Annotated in this window: 17 protein-coding genes and 1 riboswitch; of the genes, 12 read left to right on the top strand and 5 right to left on the bottom strand. The window is 46.0% G+C overall.

The window, feature by feature from the left end; translation table 11 throughout:
• Positions 1-674: 674 nt before the first annotated feature.
• The gene (locus D3H65_RS29185) at positions 675-1,964 is read right to left on the bottom strand and encodes a T9SS type A sorting domain-containing protein (protein ID WP_119053686.1); all 1,290 of its coding nucleotides are present in this window, start codon (positions 1,962-1,964) and stop codon (positions 675-677) included.
• Positions 1,965-2,168: 204 nt separating this feature from the next.
• Here D3H65_RS29185 and D3H65_RS29180 point away from each other — a divergent pair, with 204 nt between their 5' ends.
• From D3H65_RS29180 to D3H65_RS29150, 7 genes are all read left to right on the top strand, one after another.
• Complete coding sequence (locus tag D3H65_RS29180; RefSeq protein WP_119053685.1) at positions 2,169-2,696, top strand: GNAT family N-acetyltransferase; 528 nt, start codon at positions 2,169-2,171, stop codon at positions 2,694-2,696.
• Between the two features lie 84 nt (positions 2,697-2,780).
• Complete coding sequence (locus D3H65_RS29175; RefSeq protein ID WP_119053684.1) at positions 2,781-3,296, top strand: hypothetical protein; 516 nt, start codon at positions 2,781-2,783, stop codon at positions 3,294-3,296.
• Positions 3,297-3,389: 93 nt separating this feature from the next.
• Complete coding sequence (locus D3H65_RS29170; protein ID WP_119053683.1) at positions 3,390-4,235, top strand: alpha/beta hydrolase; 846 nt, start codon at positions 3,390-3,392, stop codon at positions 4,233-4,235.
• Between the two features lie 39 nt (positions 4,236-4,274).
• Positions 4,275-5,555, top strand: a complete 1,281-nt coding sequence (locus tag D3H65_RS29165) for a replication-associated recombination protein A (RefSeq protein ID WP_119053682.1) — start codon at positions 4,275-4,277, stop codon at positions 5,553-5,555.
• A gap of 162 nt (positions 5,556-5,717) precedes the next feature.
• Entirely contained in the window at positions 5,718-6,188 is a 471-nt protein-coding gene (locus tag D3H65_RS29160; RefSeq protein WP_211345569.1) for a GNAT family N-acetyltransferase, read from the top strand.
• 150 nt (positions 6,189-6,338) lie between these two features.
• Positions 6,339-7,295 (top strand): outer membrane beta-barrel protein, encoded by a 957-nt coding sequence (locus D3H65_RS29155; protein ID WP_119053681.1) that lies wholly within the window; start codon positions 6,339-6,341, stop codon positions 7,293-7,295.
• A gap of 78 nt (positions 7,296-7,373) precedes the next feature.
• The gene (locus D3H65_RS29150; RefSeq protein WP_119053680.1) at positions 7,374-7,784 is read left to right on the top strand and encodes a T9SS type A sorting domain-containing protein; all 411 of its coding nucleotides are present in this window, start codon (positions 7,374-7,376) and stop codon (positions 7,782-7,784) included.
• Between the two features lie 302 nt (positions 7,785-8,086).
• On the opposite strand, the gene D3H65_RS29145 is transcribed toward D3H65_RS29150, so the two are convergent.
• Entirely contained in the window at positions 8,087-8,611 is a 525-nt protein-coding gene (locus D3H65_RS29145) for a 5' nucleotidase, NT5C type (protein WP_119053679.1), read from the bottom strand.
• Positions 8,612-8,721: 110 nt separating this feature from the next.
• On the bottom strand, positions 8,722-11,625 hold the full coding sequence (uvrA, locus tag D3H65_RS29140) for an excinuclease ABC subunit UvrA (RefSeq protein ID WP_119053678.1): 2,904 nt from the start codon (positions 11,623-11,625) through the stop codon (positions 8,722-8,724).
• 166 nt (positions 11,626-11,791) lie between these two features.
• Here uvrA and D3H65_RS29135 point away from each other — a divergent pair, with 166 nt between their 5' ends.
• From D3H65_RS29135 to D3H65_RS29115, 5 genes are all read left to right on the top strand, one after another.
• The gene (locus tag D3H65_RS29135) at positions 11,792-12,466 is read left to right on the top strand and encodes an OmpA family protein (RefSeq protein WP_119053677.1); all 675 of its coding nucleotides are present in this window, start codon (positions 11,792-11,794) and stop codon (positions 12,464-12,466) included.
• Between the two features lie 67 nt (positions 12,467-12,533).
• Positions 12,534-13,202 (top strand): porin family protein, encoded by a 669-nt coding sequence (locus tag D3H65_RS29130; protein ID WP_119053676.1) that lies wholly within the window; start codon positions 12,534-12,536, stop codon positions 13,200-13,202.
• A 173-nt stretch (positions 13,203-13,375) separates the two neighbouring features.
• Positions 13,376-14,269: a hypothetical protein gene (locus D3H65_RS29125; protein WP_119053675.1), complete on the top strand. Its 894-nt coding sequence runs from the start codon at positions 13,376-13,378 to the stop codon at positions 14,267-14,269.
• A 129-nt stretch (positions 14,270-14,398) separates the two neighbouring features.
• A riboswitch (SAM riboswitch) is annotated at positions 14,399-14,514 on the top strand.
• Between the two features lie 267 nt (positions 14,515-14,781).
• Complete coding sequence (locus D3H65_RS29120) at positions 14,782-15,963, top strand: trans-sulfuration enzyme family protein (RefSeq protein ID WP_119053674.1); 1,182 nt, start codon at positions 14,782-14,784, stop codon at positions 15,961-15,963.
• A gap of 94 nt (positions 15,964-16,057) precedes the next feature.
• Positions 16,058-17,314, top strand: a complete 1,257-nt coding sequence (locus D3H65_RS29115) for a homoserine dehydrogenase (RefSeq protein WP_119053673.1) — start codon at positions 16,058-16,060, stop codon at positions 17,312-17,314.
• A gap of 198 nt (positions 17,315-17,512) precedes the next feature.
• Here the strand turns inward: D3H65_RS29115 and thrC are convergent, their stop codons facing one another.
• Both thrC and D3H65_RS29105 read right to left on the bottom strand, forming a co-directional pair.
• Positions 17,513-18,814, bottom strand: a complete 1,302-nt coding sequence (gene thrC, locus D3H65_RS29110; protein ID WP_119053672.1) for a threonine synthase — start codon at positions 18,812-18,814, stop codon at positions 17,513-17,515.
• Positions 18,815-18,906: 92 nt separating this feature from the next.
• A complete protein-coding gene (locus tag D3H65_RS29105; protein WP_119053671.1) occupies positions 18,907-19,899 on the bottom strand; it encodes a homoserine kinase in 993 nt (330 codons plus the stop codon).
• Positions 19,900-19,918 lie beyond the last annotated feature (19 nt).

Below are 19,918 nucleotides of genomic sequence, written 5' to 3'. Positions count from 1 at the left end.
CAATACCCACTAGGTTTGTTACGATGGGTATAGTAAAAACTGAAATGTTAAAATGAAGCAAATGTGCTCTTGTCCACATAGTTATCCACAATTACTTTTGTTATAGAAGTTGATTGACGAGGATTAGCAACCTCAGACCGTCCAATGTCCTTTAAATAACCGTCCAGAAAGAATTCTAATATTCTATGAAGCCAGCTAAAATCCAATGTCAGTCAACTTTCTTTTTCTTTGATGCCTGTTAAATAGTAACCCATACCTAACCCAATAAAGGCGATCACACCCTTTGAAAACGAAACTTTATAAGTTCATATATCCTGAAACAACCGAACCGAATCCATTCCTGTGAAAAGAGCCGTTTAAGATCCAACAAATCCAGGTAAAACCAGAAAGGTTAACGAGCCCCTGAGATGAAAATTTTTTTTGCGTGAAAAGGCGATGCTGAGAGGTGTCGTCTTTTTCTTTTTACAGGAGGAGGAGTTTGGAGCAATCGTTACCGGGGAATGCCCCGGCGGGCCGGGAACAAATACGTACAACCCGATCTTAAAGGTAACGAATTCCATTACCCCTAAAACTCAGGAAGATAATTGAGCATTTTGCCCAGGTAAAGCTTAATATGCATGCAGTCGCCCGACTGTAGCGATCAATTGTTATTGTTTGTTATGGACAGAACAGGTTTACTGCACTATTACTCTTGAACGGGCAATTACGACGCCTTGTGTATTTCGCACAGCAACCATGTACATACCAGCGGCATGCTGACCAGGTAACTGCAACTGCAGGAAATTAATGCCTGGCTGCGCTGTGTAAGACCGCTGGCTGATAATGCTTCCCTGACTATTGTATATGGCTAAATGATACACTTCGGCGACCGGAGTCTCCAGTTGGACAGGGATATTCTTGCTAACCAGTGTAGGGATAATAACAGACAAAGCTCCGCCGGCATGGTTGTTAACACCAATGATCCGTGAAAAGCCTACACTGCCACTTGTACTGGTTTGTTGTAACTTATAGTATACTCTGCCAGTTGCTTTTGTTTTATCTAAAAAAGCATAATTCCTTACATCCTGCTGCACATTCACTTTGCCTATATTATCCCAATTCACTCCATCAACACTTCTTAGTACGGTATACTGCTGCACCTCTTTTTCATCGGCGGTGGTCCATTCGAGGTTCACACCTTCTGTTCCTGTTTTTGCTGTAAAAGCAACAATCCTAACGGGCAGGGTAATGAGGTCGGTATCGAAAAAGGATTTGAAATAAATACAGGTATGCCGCACATCGGTGGCAGACTTGGTAGAGATAGAACCATTTCGATAGTAGATGGTGCTAACGTTGGTAAAGTTCATCTGGAACATATACTTTCTTTCGGAAGTATCAATGTTTGGTACAGTGGATACATTACCGGTAGCATGTGAATTGACACCATCAAAAGAAACAGTGAGATTGGTATTGGGGTCAACGGCATAAGCGCCGGGTGTTGAAGCCACAATAAACTCTTTCAGCCTGCTGCCATCACCATCGATGTCTACTGCTGTAATAGCCAGACAGCGTAATAAAGTATCAATAGTGGTGCCTGCTTTCTTGAAAGTGATTTTCCAATCAAGGTAAGAGGTGCCACTACCCCCCGCTGTTACATAGGGCTGCCAGGCATCGTAATAGCCTTGGGTAGTATTATCCATATCATTTAAACCAGCGCCACCGGTAAGGCCCATAATCTGGATAGTGGCATCCACACCGGTAGCAACGTTGGCAAACTTGTATATGGCGCCGACTTGCCTGGCGGTCCCGCCAATAAGCGTGGGCGTTTTAAAAGTCATGGAAGGTGGTATACATTGTGCTGATGCCACTGATGAAAGCAGCATAGCGCTTACAAGTCCAATACCATACAGGTAGTTAAAGCGCCTTGCACAGGCACGATAGGACACAATGAGGGCATTGAGGACATGGGTACAGTTAGGGTACATAGGGTTGAATTTAACACGGAATCTGGGACAAGATTATAAAAAAACATTTATTAAAAGAAGTAAAAGCGCGTGAATGTTTACAACTGTTTTATTACTATGGTATTACTACGACATAACGCTTTATGACAACATATCTAATACGGTTATTTACAATGGTTATAATAAAAACACAGGCACTGTGCAGATATAACTAACTTTATCCATATGCTTTATGAAGTACGCGAAACGGAACATCCCGCTTTACCATATGTACAAGAATTGTATGAAGCTTCATTCCCTTTCCGGGAAAGAAGGGAGTGGCATCAGGTATTATCGTTGCTATCGCATGAAGCTATGCGGTTAATGGTACTGGTAGAAGAAAGTACTTATGTAGGTTTTGTTATTGTATGGCGCGTCGGCTCCTGGTATTTTGTAGAGCACCTGGCCATTGATCCTGCGCAACGGGGAAAACAATATGGCAGCCAGCTGATGCATGAGATCATTGAGTACGGACAGCATCGGATCATTTTAGAGGTAGAGCCGGGTGACGATGAGACAGCCAGACGGCGTATCCGTTTTTATGAAAAGCTTGGCTTGCACCTGGTAGCATTTGCTTACCAGCAACCTCCTTACCGGTTGGGTGAATCACCGCTCCCTATGCAACTGATGAGCATGCCTCCCATTACGAGCGCCAGCAAGCTAGGAGGTATTGCAGAGGTGATCAAAACCACGGTTTATGAGGCCTTTTACTGATCGCATCAGCGACTATACCACCTCTTCATCCGGCCTTCCTGTTTTGGTATTGGAGATTGACCCGTTTTTTTTATATTGTGCCATATGAATGGACTCCCCCTGCGCTGGAAATTATTCCGGGTAATGTGTATTCTTCAACTGATCATGGTATTGTATTCCCTGGTGATCCATGGTATCCGTTTATTTAATGGCAGGAATTTCTGGGGTGATCTGATCGGTGTGATCAGCTATGGCATTGTCTTTTTATTCGTTTGCCAGGGTTTAGCATTATTGAGTGATAACTATCCGGATACGCCGCTCACGGTATCTCAAAAGCGACGTTTCAACCTATTGTTCCTGGTGAACTTTATTCTTATTGCTTTCCTGTTTGCCAAAACGGTATATGTGTGGCGGATCATTCCTTATATCAATATGGCGAGTATCATGCGGGGCAATTTATTCTTTAATCTTCTATTCATCATATTTCAGTCGATCGTTGTTTTTATATTCCATCTTTTGTTTTTGTATGGCATGTACCGCCTGCGTCAATTAATCTATCAAAATACGGTTACCGGCTGGTACCAGCAATTTGACGGACCAGCGTCACAGCAGCCAAAGTAATACTTCCCGGGGAGTAATCAACCTTAACAGAAATTTGATTTTCGTTTACTAAATTACTACCAGACCAATGGCCTGCAGGCCGTATTTTTGATCATGCAAAAACTCCTATTCCTTTTAACCCTGACCATTTGGCTTGTTGGCTGTAAAAAGAAAAGTGACGAGGGTTCCGGCTATGACAAAAAGGCTAATATTGCTTATGGAACAGATGCCCAACAAGTGCTGGACCTATACCTGCCTGGTAATGCCAATGCGAGCAGCACCAAATTAATGATCCTGATACACGGAGGGGCCTGGGCTGATGGCGACAAGGCTGATTTCGATATTTATATCAATGAGTTACAACGTCGTTTACCGGATTATGCTTTTGCGAATATTAATTACCGACTTTACACTTCCACAGGGCAAAATAAGTTTCCCGCACAGGAAGAGGATGTAAAAGCGGCGGTAAACTTCCTCCTGAATAAATCTGCGGACTATAAATACTCCAAAGACTTCATCCTGCTGGGCGCCAGCGCCGGCGGGCACCTGGCGCTGCTGCAAGGTTATAAGTACGCCAATATAGCCAAACCGAAAGCCATCATCTCCTTTTTCGGACCCACAGACTTTACGGACCTTTATCACAACCCAGGTATGCCTATCGTGCCTACCCTGCTGGCTACGATCATAGGGGCTACTCCTTCCCAAAATGCCGCCTTGTATGACTCCTATAGTCCTGTTCATTTTGTAACGCCGCAATCACCTCATACGCTGCTGTTGCACGGAGGTAAAGATGAGTTGGTACCTGTAAGACAGGCCATCCAGCTTACTGATAAGCTCAATGCCGCCAAGGTGGTCTATGAATACATTTATTATCCCACGGAAGGTCATAGCTGGACGGGCCCCAACCTGGACGATTCGTTTAATAAGGTAGAGGCCTTCATCCGGAAGCACGTGCCTTAATTATATTGCCCGGGTTTTGTTTTTCCTTACCTTGTCGGCATGAAAAACACATTGCCGCCATTGGCAGAGAGAATGCGTCCTGAGACGCTGGAGGACCTGGTGGGACAAGCGCATCTTGCCGGCAAAGGGAGCATTTTACGTACTGCTATTGAACAGGGGAAAGTGCCCTCGATGATCCTGTGGGGACCACCGGGAACGGGGAAAACCACGATTGCCAATATTATAGCGCATACTTTACAGGCTCCTTTCTTTACACTGAGCGCCATTAGCTCGGGTGTAAAGGACGTGCGGGAGGCGATTGAAACTGCGAAGACGATACAAAAGGGCATTCTTTTTATAGATGAGATCCATCGTTTCAATAAAGGGCAGCAGGATGCCTTGCTGGGCGCCGTGGAAAAAGGTATTGTAACGCTTATAGGCGCCACCACAGAAAACCCTTCTTTTGAAGTGAATAGCGCCTTGCTAAGCAGGTGCCAGGTATATGTATTGAAATCACTGGAGGATAAAGACCTGGTACAATTGCTGCAGCAAGCAATGGAAAGGGATGAAGTATTATCGACTAAAAAGATCGAGCTCAAGGAAACGGAAGCGCTGATCAATATTTCCGGCGGTGATGCCAGGAAATTGCTGAACCTGTTTGAACTGGTGGTCGACACGCTCAGCACCATTGCCGGCGACCAGGCCATCACTATTACAGATGAACAGGTGATGAGCATTGCACAGCAGCGTATAGCGCTGTACGATAAGAGTGGGGAGCAACATTACGACATCATTTCTGCTTTTATCAAATCAATAAGGGGTAGTGATCCCAATGGAGCTGTGTACTGGCTGGCCCGCATGATCGAAGGAGGCGAAGATGTGAAGTTTATTGCCCGCCGGCTGGTCATTCTGGCGAGTGAGGATATTGGTAATGCCAACCCTACGGCACTGGTGATGGCCAACACTACTTTTGATGCTGTATCCAAAATAGGCTACCCGGAGGCGCGGATCATCTTGTCGCAATGCGCAGTATATCTTGCTGCATCGGCTAAAAGCAATGCCTCTTACATGGCCATCAATGCAGCGCTGGCTGCCGTACAGCAGCACGGGGACCTGCCTGTACCCCTGCATATCCGGAATGCGCCTACCCGGCTTATGAAGAATATGGGTTATGGCAAAAACTATCAATATTCCCATAGTTATGACAATAACTTCTCTGCCCAGGAATACCTGCCGCCCGCTATTGCCGGCAGCAAGTTCTATGATCCCGGCAAGAATGCCCGGGAAGAGGAATTGCGCCGCTATTTAAAAAACCTGTGGGGAGATAAATATGGGTATTAGCTTTTAGGTAAAAAAGCTATTGGGTGTTAGCTTTTAGCCTTTAGCAGTTAGCCTTTAGCAATTCGGCGCATTTAACTCAATAAACAGTAAAACTATACAGTTATTCGGGCAATTGGCTCAATGCCGGTTGCTTTCGTTGACAACTTTATTAACTTTAGTCACATGATACTTATGGAAACTACGCTTACCTGGACCTGCAAACCATTTGCTGAATTGACGGTATTTGAGCTTTATGCTGCCTTGCAATTGCGCAGTGAAGTATTTGTAGTGGAGCAAAATTGTGTTTTTCAGGATATAGATGACAAGGATCAATATTCCTGGCATTTGATGGGTTGGCACAATAATTTGTTGGCAGCCTATACCAGGCTTGTACCTGCAGGTATTTCTTTTACAGAAGTCTCTATCGGGCGTGTTGTCACTTCTCCCAAAATGAGAAAGTCAGGAGCCGGCCGATCATTGATGAAAAAATCTATAGAAACTACGTATCGTATTTTTGGCAATACGCCCATTCGCATCGGTGCGCAACTGTATCTCAAAAAGTTTTATGAATCCTTTGGTTTTCAACAGTCCAGCGACATTTATTTAGAAGATGGCATTGAGCACATCGAAATGTTACTAGCTGAATTGTCCTGATTTATGCTATCGTAAAACTCCCATACGCTATTTATTTTTTCCACACCGCACACAAAAAGAAATATTTCTACGTTTTCTTGTAAGGAATCTTACCGGCTATTATTTTAGTCGCTGGATCCCAGACCATCTGAAAACTAAATCTGATATTCCATGAAACAGTATCTACACGCTTCTGTGCGGAAGTGTTGTGCGCTAACGCTTATTATCCTGTCCGCAAACTTTTCTTCGTTTAGTCAAATGGGTGAAAATTCATCCTATTGGGAAATAGGGATGACATTGGGGCCCGGCAACTTCCTGGGTGACCTGGGAGGTACGCAAGGTAAGGGTACCACGTTCCTGAAGGATAACAACTTCCCTAAGACAAAACTTCATTTTGGCGCATACCTTGGTTATCAATACAAGCAGGCAATAGGATTGCGCTTTGCTTTAAACTTTGGTACACTGGAAGGTGACGATGCCATCATTAAAGGAAAGGGTGGTCTTGAAGAAGCGCGGAAGATCCGCAACTCGAACTTCCGTTCCAAGCTGACAGAGGCCATGTTGCTGTTAGAAGTATATCCCACCACTTTTATTGAGAATGATCCTGATGATACCTGGCTGAAGCTTCGCCCTTATGGCGTAATTGGTGTAGGCATGTTCAAATTTAACCCGCAGGGTACAGATCCTGCAAACGGGCAGTGGGTAGACCTGAAGCCGCTTCGTACAGAAGGTCAGGGATTAATTCCCGGCAGTGAGGAGTATAAACTGACACAGCTGAATATTCCGATGGGTATTGGTGTAAAATACTTCCTGACTGAGACATTCCATGTAAGCCTTGAAGTACTGCACCGCAAAACATTTACCGATTATATCGATGATGTAAGCAAGAATTATGTTGATCCAAACATTTTTTATACAAGTGGGATCATGTCGCCCACACAGGCTGCCTTAGCAGAGAGGATGTCAAATAAAAGTGGTGTAAATACGCCTACCAAGTTTCAACCAGGTGATAAGCGTGGAACACCCACTAATAATGACGCCTATTATACATTCAACCTGAAGTTCGGCTTTCGTTTAACGAGCACTGACCGGTATGGCAATTCAACCAAGTGCCCTATCAGGTTCTAAGTGCCCATAGCATCATAAAGTATTTGTTTGATCCGTACCCTTTTCAAAACTATTGCCTTTTTAACGAAAGGTCATCCTATGCGAACAACTATACCCGAGAGAAAACTACCTGGTTATACTATGCCCTTGCTGGTCATTGGTATGCTAACATTGTTTGTTACTACCTCTGTAGCCATGCCAGCTTTTCGCTCTCCGTTGATTGGGCAACCTGCGGACACCATCCTGGTGCAAAAGCAGGTGAACACAAAAAAACATAAGATAAAATTGTATCCCAATGCCACTAACCAGGTACTGTTCTTCAGTGCTAATGGAGAAGATGGCAGGATATATCAATTGTTCTTATTTAATGTAGAGGGTAAGCTGGTAAAACAAGTGAACATCCGGAACAAAGAAACCACGGTACTCAACAATATGGGAAAAGGTAACTACCTGTATGAGGTGTTTAGCGAAGATGAGCGTTTGGAAAATGGCCAGGTCATTATTCGGTAGCAAACTGGTGTGCAGATGCAGTTTGCTATACTTAAATAATAACCAATAAGCAGCAGGGAAAGTTAGTAGAATCCAGATATCCGGTTGAGTCAAAAACCTGATCCGTTCCCTATAGTCCACGTACCCTGATAAAAAGAGATTTTATTGATCATTCCCTGCGCTTGCTTATTGGAAAAGCTTGAATGAATTCTGGTCAACCCCAGTATCCTCCGGCAGCCGGCTATGAATAATGGCCGGCTGTCTGTTTTCGGCAATCGTGAATCGACAATCGGCAATGGGTTGCTGAAAACTTTAATTCGTAGCTATTTCAAGAAGATGGTGCGCGCTTCCGCCCAAGAACCCAGTCTTTGGTATTCGGTCTCTGCCAGGTTGTGTGGAGACGTATACAGGAGTTTTTTGCCTGTAAAATGTACCAGGTTGCGACTATGGTCATCGATCATGTAATCGCCGTATACGAGCTTCTTATCGCCACAGAGGGTTAGCTGGCGCCAACTGAAGAAAGGGAAATGTTCCTGCAGCCAATCGTACTTGTCTTTTAAAGAATTGGGAAACTCCATGGCAGCAGACACGATGAAGATCTCATAGCGTTCATTCATTTCGCGCAATACTTCAACGCTGTCTTTCATGACGGGCAGGTGACGGAAAAAACCGGGTGAGCGCAGGCGCTCCCAGACCAACGCATGGTGTTCTTCGGGAAATCCTTTTACCCATGAGCCAGCCATCTTACTGTAGTCTACTTTGGTTCCGTACTTTTGTTCATACCAATCTATCATGTCTCCCATTGGATCGGCAATCACTTCATCCATGTCGATTATAACTCTTTCCATTGCTTATGATTTTGGAAAGCTACGAGCTGTGAGCTACGAGCTGCGAGCAAATACAGGTCGTTGACTGTGTAAGTCCGCAAACTGAAACTTCGGGCTGGCAGCTATGTTATTTATTTTAGTTCTTCCTTTAAAAATTTAGCGGTGTGGCTTTCTTTCACTTTTAACAGGTCTTCGGGGGTTCCTTCAAACAGTATCTTCCCTCCCCCATCGCCACCTTCAGGACCCAGGTCTATCACATGGTCGGCCACTTTTATTACATCCATATTGTGTTCGATCACCAATACGGTATTACCCCTGTCGACGAGCTTGTACAATACATCCAGCAGGTGCTGAATATCTTCAAAATGTAACCCGGTGGTAGGCTCATCCAGAATATAAAAGGTTTTACCTGTATCCTTCTTACCTAACTCGGTAGCGAGTTTTACACGCTGTGCTTCGCCACCACTGAGTGTTACAGCGCTCTGCCCAAGGGTAATATATCCCAGGCCTACTTCTTCCAGCACTTTGATCTTGCGGTAGATGTAGGGAACGTTCTGGAAGAATTCCACGGCATCCTCGACGGTCATATCGAGCACATCGCTGATGGATTTGCCCTTGTACCGTATTTCGAGTGTTTCGCGGTTGTACCGCTTGCCCTGGCATTTTTCACAATGAACGTATACATCGGGCAGGAAGTTCATTTCAATGACGCGCATGCCACCACCTTCACATACTTCACAACGGCCACTTTTGACATTGAAGGAGAAGCGGCCAGCATTGTATCCGCGGATCTTGGCTTCGGGAACAGAAGCAAACAAGGTACGTATATCGGTAAAGAAACCACAATAGGTGGCGGGATTACTGCGGGGGGTACGGCCAATGGGTGATTGATCGATCTCTATTACTTTGTCTACATGCTCCAGGCCCTTGATGCTTTTGTATTCAAGGGGGTTCATCTTGGAGTTATAGGCATGTTTGCTAAGTATGGGATAGAGGGTTTCGTTGATCAGGGTAGACTTGCCGCTACCGCTCACGCCTGTTACGACTATGAATTTTCCCAGGGGGAACTTTGCATCGACGTTCTTCAGGTTATTGCCCTTTGCACCCTTTATCTCCAGGAATTTACCATTGCCCTTGCGCCGCTCTTTGGGAACAAGAATTGCGCGATGGCCATTGATATAAGAAGAGGTAAGGGTATCCAGTTTTAACAAGGCAGCAGGATCGCCCTGGGCTACTATCCTTCCTCCATGGTAGCCGGCTTTGGGTCCGATATCCACGAGGTAATCGGCTGCCAGCATAATGTCTTTATCGTGCTCTACTACCAACACGCTATTGCCAATATTGCGCAGGTTCTTGAGGGCATCTATCAGCCGCATGTTATCACGCTGGTGCAGTCCGATACTGGGTTCATCCAATATATAGGTGATGCCCTGCAACTGTGAACCGATCTGTGTAGCCAGCCTGATGCGTTGTGACTCTCCCCCACTAAGGGTACGGGAGGTACGGTTCATGGTGAGGTAATTCAACCCGACATCGAGCAGGAACTGCAGGCGTTCACGTATCTCTTTCAATACATCTTTGGCAATGGCATTTTGTTTATTGCTTAACCGGCTTTCGATACCGGCAAACCATTTCATGAGTTTATCGAGATTCAGTTCACTCAGCTCGGCAATGTTCTTTTCATCGACCTTGAACCAGAGGCTTTCTTTTTTCAGCCGGGCGCCATTGCAGGAAGTGCATACTTTGAGTTCCATGAACTGCTCTACCCAATCGCGCAAGGCATCTGTATTGCCGCCGGCAAACCAACGTTTTAATTGAGGTATTACTCCTTCGTATTCTGTTTGGTACAAGGGACCTCCGGTGGCAGTTTCATCAAAATCAAACTGCTCCTCTTCTTCGGGCGGTGTTTCATTGCCATATAAGACCAGGTTGAGGGCCTTTTTGGGCAGGTCTTTCACGGGCACATCGAGGCTGAACTTATTCTTTTTACCGAGCTGCTGCACCTGCTTGAAGACATGGGCATCGCGCTCTGCACCCAGGGGGGCAATAGCCCCTTCATTAATGGTGAGGTTTTTGTCGGGGATAATGGCTTCCAGGCTGATCTGGTATACATTGCCGAGGCCCTTGCATACGGGGCAGGCACCATAAGGACTGTTGAAGGAAAAGGTATTGGGATTGGGCTCTTCGTAGCTGATACCGCTGTCTTCGCACATCAGCAATTTGGAATACTGTACGACAGCGCCCTCTTTTCCGGCCTTGACTCCTTCAACTGCCAGGAACATGAGGTCTTTGCCCACCTGGAGGGCCTTCTGCACGCTTTGGCTTAGCCGTACGTGCATATCATCGGCAACGGGCAGGCGGTCTATAACTACTTCAATGTCATGTATCTTATAGCGGTCTATCTGCATCTTGGGCACCAGGTCTTTGATCTCTCCATCAATGCGGGCTTTGAGGTATCCTTTCTTGCGAATGTCTTCAAAGAGCTCGCGGTAATGGCCTTTGCGTCCACGGATGAGGGGGGCCAGGACGGTGATATTCTTTCCCTTGAACTTTTTATAAACGTTGTCGACGATCTCTTCTTCGCTGAACTTCACCATTTTTTTGCCGGTGTTGTAGCTATAGGCCTCTCCTATACGGGCATACAATAACCGCATAAAGTCGTATACTTCTGTAATGGTGCCTACGGTAGACCGTGGATTTTTATTGGTCGTTTTTTGTTCAATGGAGATAACGGGTGAGAGGCCGGTGATCTTATCGACCTCGGGTCTTTCCATATCGCCAATAAACTGGCGGGCATAGGCGCCGAAGCTTTCCATATACCTGCGCTGTCCTTCGGCATAAATGGTATCGAAAGCGAGTGATGATTTACCACTGCCACTGATACCCGTAATTACAACCAATTTATTTTTTGGAATACTAATGTCAATGTTCTTGAGATTATGTACCCGCGCTCCAAACACTTCAATTGCATCGTGAGATGCGTTACTGCCGGATTGTCCGTTCTCTGCCGGCACTGCCTTTTTAACTTTCGCCATAATATTTTTTGGGAAGGGTCAAAGATAAGAACAAATGCCAGACTGAATGGTTGAGTCTCAGAATGAGGATTTTCTTTCTCATTTTCAGGCAGATATGGCAGTTTTTTACTTTATGGTATAAGTTTTGAAAGGGGTGATCTGGATTATTTTAAATAAAACTAATGTCATGAAAGCATTTCAAAACACCCTCACAGCAATCGCAGTGGCCGCCATTTTACTGGGCGGTTGTAAAAGCATGAACAAATCACAAAAAGGAGCGGTAATCGGTACTGCCGGCGGGGCGGCCGTAGGGGCCGTGGTTGGTAAAGTAGCCGGCAATACGGCTTTAGGAGCTATTATTGGCGCCGCTGTGGGTGGCGTTAGCGGTACATTAATTGGTAAGAAAATGGACAAACAGGCCAGGGAAATTGAGAACAGGGTTCCCGGGGCGAAGGTAGAACGGGTTGGGGAAGGCATTGTGGTAGAATTCAGCGAGAAGATCTTGTTTGGCTTCGACAAGTCGGACCTGTCGGCATCGGCTGAAGGCAATCTGGACAAACTGGTTTCTGTATTGAAAGAGTATCCTGATACTGATATAGAAGTACAGGGGCATACAGACAGCAAAGGTGCAGATGCCTATAATATGGGGCTTTCTCAAAGAAGGGCTACCGCTGTAGCAACTTACCTGCGTAATCGCGGTGTAAGCGCTTCCCGTATTACCACCAAAGGATATGGCGAGACAGCTCCTGTAGCATCCAATGATACGGAAGATGGCCGTGCACAAAACCGTCGTGTGAACTTTTTGATCACCGCGAATGATAAAATGAAGCAGGATGCCAAGAAGGAATCACAAAGTAATTAATCGTTGCCAACCAGATCCTGTAACCAAAACTATTGAAAGAGAGATCATATCACTAAATCAATAGCAAATGAAAACGAAAGCAATCGCACTTATCTCTGCTTGTCTGTTAGGAACCTTTATCTCCCAGGCTCAAAGTACCAAGACCTCTGTAGGCGGTACAACCTTTGGTCTTCGTGCCGGTGTAAACTTTCAAAATCTCAATGGAAAGTTTGCAGGCAATGACCTGGACAATAAAATAAAAGTCGGGTTTAATGTTGGTGTAAATGCGGAAATCCCTCTTGCGGATGAGTTTTACCTCCAACCGGGTTTGTTGTTCACTACTAAAGGAGCGAAGGCAGATAACAACAGTGATACCAAAGTAAACATCAATTACCTTGAATTACCTGTCACCTTCCTGTATAAACCCATTCTGGGAGACGGGAAGTTATTGCTGGGTGTAGGACCTTATGCGGGCTATGCCATAGGTGGTAAGGTAAAAACAAACAACGGCGATGTTGACCTGGAATTTGATAGTAAATTATCAGGCGGAGAAATATTAAAGTATGGCTATACTTTCCGCCGTTTTGATTTTGGCGGTAATTTATTGGTGGGTTATGAGTTCAACAACAAGTTCTCTGCCCAGCTGAATGCCCAACTGGGACTGACCAATATCAGCCCGGAAGTAGCTGGTCTTGACAAGAAAGATTACAAGACCAAGAACACAGGTTTCGGTGTTTCTTTAGGCTATCGTTTCTAGTTTATACACTACGACAAGCAATCATAAAAGGTGGGCTGCTCCCGGGCAGGCCACCTTTTTGTTATTCCGTCGGCATTAAGGGCGCTTTACCATTGATTTTATGCAACCCAACGGAAACAGGTAACCCGGGCCGATTGACAAGAGTACTTTAGCCTATAAAAAAACAGGTTTCCATGAAAGCACAGCATATAAGTTTCTTTCTATTGGCAGGGTTAGTTACTTTCAATGCCTGCCGCAAAGATGGATCGGCGGGCCTGACGAAACCAGATGTCACACGCATAGTGGACACTTTGCCCCATGAACCGGGTTTGCCAGCTCCTAACCTTCCCGCTTCTCAAAACCGGATATCCAACTACCGCTTAAGTTCTATTGATTACAATTCTGATCCTGGCGGCACAGCTTATTACCATTACAATGGTGACGGCACCACCCGGCAGGTACAATATAGCGCCCGGCATAGTGGCACCACGAACGTAGACTATACTTATGACAACAATGCGCTTTCCGAAATAATGGCAGAGCATTCTGAGTACAAGACGAAGTATACTTACGAAAAAGGATGGATCAGTACGATCAGCCATGTATCAAGTATCAGCAACCGTGGCTATAAGTTTCTCTTTACTTACAATACGAATGGAACGGTGGCCAGGATGAAGTATTACAATATAAACGAAGCGGGCGATGTACTGATCTATACGAACACGTATACCTATGACACCAACGGGCTGGTTAAAAAAATAACAGCTGTGGCCAATAACTCAACTTCAGTCATTTTGTCTATTAATAGCTACTCCAGTGAGTGTGATTTTAATCCGCTGACCTTTTCGGGTATAACGCTTGGCGATCAATATGAACTTTTTAACCAGCCTGTAATGAGCCAGCTGAAACGATTGCCTGCCAGGATCACCAAGACCTTCCTTAATAATGCAGGCGCCGTTACCAGCGAAGTGGGCATTGATTATAATTATACGATCACAGGGACAAGGCTGGATAAGGTGGTTACTTCGATCAGGTATCCTGCTAATCCGCAGTCTAATTCTTCCTCAGAAATGGTATTTCATTATTAAAACCCTACCGGCTGGGGCGACTGTTAATGAGGTAATTAGGGCATGATTTCCGGTAAGGTGGGGCCTTTGTTCCAAAAAAATTTGGAAATTTATTCCGGCGTTATATCTTTGCACCAGTTCTTTTTACATCTCTTATCAAGAAAGGCTGAGGGAAATGGCCCTGCGAAGCCTTGACAACCTGTCACGCTACCAAGCGCGATAAGGTGCCACGTCCAGCTCCGATGTAAGTCGGAGACAGATAAGTCAGATCAACAGCTTCTACAATACTGTAACAACATAATTGAAAAGCTCTTCTGACTCATCGGAAGAGCTTTTTTGTTTTATGTACCTGCCCGCCCCCAACCCCTTAAAGGGGAAGAAAAGGAAGGGATAGAACAAGGAAAACAAAGAAACTCTCCGATAAGAAATTTCTCTTGATAAGTGCTGTCGCAGAACACTGAATTATTACAACATTTAACATCGTTCGGGACCATCCTACACCAGGAGTTGGCAGAACAAAAAAACTGTTTATCATGCAAGCGACAACACAACTTATTCACAGCATTCCTGTAGATCCATTGACGGGCGCAGTATCAGTGCCCATTTATCAAACCTCCACCTTTGTACAGGAAGCTCCGGGGATCAACAAGGGATATGACTATGCCCGCAGTGGTAATCCCACGCGTGCTGTGCTCGAAAACCTGCTTGCAAAACTGGAAGGCGGCGAAACAGGTCTTGCTTTCAGCAGTGGCCTGGCAGCCATTGACGCGATCGCCAAATTACTGCAGGCGGGAGACGAGATCGTAGCTGTAGATGATATTTATGGCGGTGCCTACCGCCTGTTCACGCAAGTGTATCAACAATTCGGTATTACGATCCATTTTGTAGATACTTCTGATCCTGAAAAAGTGTTCCATGCGATCACTCCTAAAACGAAATTGATCTGGCTGGAGACGCCTACGAACCCGACGCTGAAGATCTCTGATATTGAAGCGATCGCCAAAATAGCAAAAGCCAATAATTGTCTGCTCTGTGTAGACAATACTTTTGCCTCGCCTGCTTTGCAAAAGCCGCTGACGCTTGGCGCAGACATCGTGGTACATTCGGCTACGAAGTACCTGGGGGGACATAGTGACCTGATAGCAGGAGCGGTAGTGACAAAAGAAAAGGCGCTTGGTGACAAAATTAAGTTTATCCAGAATGCCTGTGGGGCTATCCTGGCGCCTTTTGACAGCTGGCTGGTGATACGCGGTATTGAAACGCTCCACCTGCGCCTGCGCCAGCATTGCGCCACAGCACAGGAAGTGGCTGAGTTCCTGGAAAAACATCCGGCAGTAGACAAAGTATATTATCCCGGCCTGAAAACGCATCCCAACCATGAGGTGGCCAAAAAGCAATCGAAAGGATTTGGCGGGATCGTATCCTTTAGCCTGAAGCAAGATACGCTTGAAGCAGCCGGCGCTTTCGCTACTTCCACGCAACTGTTTAAACTGGCAGAAAGCCTGGGTGGTATCAAGAGCCTGATCAGCCACCCCGCTACGATGACGCATAAGTCGATCCCGGCTGAGAAGCGCAAGGCGGCTGGTGTGTCGGACAGTCTTGTACGGCTGAGCATTGGACTTGAAGAAGCGGAAGATCTTATACAAGACCTGCAGGCGGCGCTTGACACGCTGCAGCTGCAGGCAACGCCTTCCCTGCAAAAGGAGTTGGCCTGATCCATAGACCTAACAAACGGCTAAGAGACGATTGCCGGTGCAATAAACAACAACAACAATTAACAGTTCAGGAACTAAAAATCGTAACAAGTAAATGGAAGCTCACAAACAGTTAACAATTGGCTTATTTGGATTTGGCGTAGTAGGAGAAGGTTTATATAAGGTACTGCAACAAACGCCTTCGCTGAAAGCCACGATCAAAAAGGTGTGTATTAAAAATCCCGGTAAAAAAAGAGATGCGCCAGAAGACCTATTTACGACAGATAAAAATATTCTGCTGAATGATCCGGAAATCAATGTGATCGTAGAAGTGATCAATGAATCGGAGCCGGCTTTTGAGATCGTAACGACAGCGCTCAACAATGGCAAGGATGTAGTAAGCGCCAGCAAAAAGATGATCGCTGAGCATTTACCGGAACTACTTGCACTGCAACAAAGCACGGGACGCTCGGTACTTTACGAAGCAGCAGCCTGCGCTTCAATACCAGTGATCCGCAACCTGGAAGAATATTACGACAACGACCTGCTGCACTCGATCAAAGCGATCGTGAACGGTTCCACCAACTTCATCCTCACGAAGATGTTTGAAGACAAGCTGGACTACCAACAAGCGGTATTGCTGGCGCAGCAACTGGGTTTTGCAGAAACTGATCCCAAACTTGATGTGGAAGGATATGATGCGGTGAACAAGTGGGCTTTCCTGCTCACGCATGCTTATGGTATTGTAAAGACGATTGACCACATCGTATTCAACGGTATCCAAAACATCCAGGGCAGTGATGCTACGGTTGCTGCCGAAAAACATTTTGATATCAAGCTGGTGGCGCAAGCCAAAAAGCTACAGAACGGAAAAGTAGCGGCCTTTGTATTACCACAATTCATTAAACACGACGATCACCTGGCCTTTGTAAAAAATGAATACAATGGTGTAGTGATCGAGAGTGGATTTGCCGACAAACAGTTCTTCTATGGTAAGGGCGCGGGAAGTTTCCCCACTGCCTCGGCTGTATTGAGTGATCTTTCGGCACTGCGTTATCAATACAAATACGAGTATAAAAAATTATATCATCACGTTCCGCAGGAGCTTACCACAGACTTTTATATCCGTGTGTATGTAAGTTTCGATGACTGGAAATATATTCCCAAAGAAAGGTTTGAGTGGATCGAAGAATGGCATGCTGAAACGGACCGGAAATACCTGGTGGGTGTGCTGCCATTTAAAGAACTGCGTGATAGCAATTGGTGGAAAGAAAACAACACTTCGCTCATTCTTTCGCCGGAAGCGATCATTGAAGATGTAGAGATCCGTAAACTGAAGAAGAAGAGCCTGGAGCTGGCCGGGATCATATAAAAATTTTCCATGTAAGGTGAGTCGCCCTGCGGCCCGGCAATGCAGCGCTGTCCCGCATTGTTGCGAGACGGCCCACCTTACTGATCTTATTAAGTCTTTCGTTCGTCTGTTTTTTGTTGTTGTATTTGCATGAAAAACAAAGGCCCTCCTGTGCAAGCATGAGGGCTTAGTTATTTATGGGAATGACTATTGACAGGATCAATACCTGCTGTGCAAATACGATCTCAATGCTTCATATTGGGCAGGGATCACCTTGCTTTCTTTGTTCAGTACCATCATGGCCTGCACGACTTGGGGAAGGGGCACGGCCTCCCCTATTACGGGTTCCACCACGTCATAGAATTTAACGGGATGGGCTGTTTCGAGGAACATACCCTTTTCTCCGGGATGCTGCGCCAGGTATCTTTGCAGGGCCAGGAAACCTACAGCGCCATGGGGATCGGTCAGGTAATGGTATTTCTGATATACAGACCTGATGGTGGCTTTTGTCTCTTCGTCGGTAATGCTATAGCTGCTGAGCACATTTTTCAATGCACCAAACTCCTGGTGAAATAGTTCGAGCACGCGCACAAAATTACTGGGGTTGCCCACATCCATCGCATTGGACAAAGTAGGCACGGCCTTCTTCGGCTGGTATTGACCATCTTCCAGGTATTGGGTCACAACATCATTGGCATTGCAGGCAGCTATAAAATGTTTTACAGGCAATCCTGAGCGATGGGCCAGCAGGCCTGCACAGATATTTCCAAAATTGCCGCTGGGCACGCATACCACGGGGGGCTTGTCTTTGTGCTGCCACTGCTTCCAGGCAAACGCATAATAGAACTGCTGTGGCAGCCAGCGGGCCACATTAATGGAATTGGCGGAGGTAAGGAATATTTTACTGGTTAGTGATTGGTCTGTAAAAGCTTCCTTTACCAATTGCTGGCAATCATCAAAACTGCCCTGCACTTCCAGTGCATGGATATTCTTTCCCAAGGTAGTGAGCTGTTTTTCCTGTACGGAACTTACTTTACCGGAGGGGTATAAGATCACCACCTCTACGCCCGGCACATCATAAAAGCCGTGGGCTACAGCGCCACCGGTATCGCCGGAAGTAGCCACCAGTACTACCACCTTATCTTTCCGCTCGCGCGCAAAGTATCCCAGGCAGCGGCTCATGAACCTGGCACCAACATCTTTAAAAGCCAGTGTAGGTCCATGGAAAAGTTCCAGGGAATAGATGTCTTCCTGCACAGGAACAAGGGGCACAGGGAAATTGATGGTTTCGGCCACAATGCGCCGGAGCTCACTCCCGGGCATTGTGCCCGCCACATAGGGTTCAATGATGCGGAAAGCGATCTCTTCGTTGGAATATTGTTCGATGTTATTAAAGAACGATGGCTCTATTACAGGAATTGCTTCGGGGAAATACAATCCTTTGTCGGGGGCTTGTCCCCTGATGGTAGCTTCTTTGAAATCAACATCGGGAGATTGTTTGTTGAGGCTATAAAAGCGCATTGTTGATTATTGATTAATAATTATTAATTATTGCATGCATGCTACAAAGCGGTAGCCCCTAAAGGGGCAGAATACACGTTTGATACGCACGGCTATTCGTTGTCCTCCAAAACCTTTACGCCATCGTAACTAATGGTGGTTACATAGGTCTTAAAATCTATGCCCAGCTTCACATATACCTCGGTCATTACATATTCGACTTGCTGGGCAGTACTTTCTTCGCGGCTCAACATAAAAATGGAAGGACCAGAACCAGAAATACCACCACCCAGGGCACCGGCCTCCTTACTGTTCTTCTTTACTTCATCGAAGCCGGGTATCAACATGCTGCGCACAGGTTCTATGATCACATCTTCGAGGGAGCGACCAATAAGGCTGTAATCATTCTTCATAAAGCCTGCCACCAACCCTGCTATATTGCCCCATTGCCTGATGGCATCTTTTAGTTTTACTTCTTTCCGCAGTATCTGCCGGGCATCTGACGTTCTCACCTCTATCTGGGGATGCACCACGGTCACATATAATGGCGGAGCCGACAGCTGCACGATATCCAACGGAAAAATAGAACGGATAAGGGTGATACCTCCATAAATAGCGGGGGCAATATTGTCGGCATGCTTTACACCGCTGGCCACCTTTTCGCCGTTCATGGCAAAGCGTACGAGGTCTTCATTGGAAAAGATATTTCCCAGCAAATGATTGGCGGCTACCACTACGCCCGCAGAACTGGCAGCACTGGAACCGAGGCCACTGCCGGGCTTAATGCGCTTGTCAATGGTAATGTCGAACCCCGGCGGCTCTTTTACTTCTTCCAGCATGGCCAGGAGGGCTGCACCTGCCACATTCTTTTCGGGCTCTACGGGGAGCTGGTAACCATCGGTATGTTGTATTACAATACCTGGCTCATCGCGCAGACGAACGGACATGAGGTCCTGGGGACGATGCAGGGCCATGCCCAACACATCAAAACCGCATACGAGGTTGGCCACGGTAGCAGGAGCAAACACTTTTACGCCTTTGCTGATGCCCCCAGCCGCCAGCGGGGCGAAGGAGGCAATTTTTTTATCTAGTTGTTCTTCTTTCATTGTACAGTTTTTTAGAATG

Origin of the sequence: Paraflavitalea soli, from assembly GCF_003555545.1 — a bacterium.
Taxonomy (GTDB): Bacteria; Bacteroidota; Bacteroidia; order Chitinophagales; family Chitinophagaceae; genus Paraflavitalea; species Paraflavitalea soli.
Note: the sequence above shows the minus strand (reverse complement) of the source record. Positions and strands in the feature narration are given on the sequence as shown.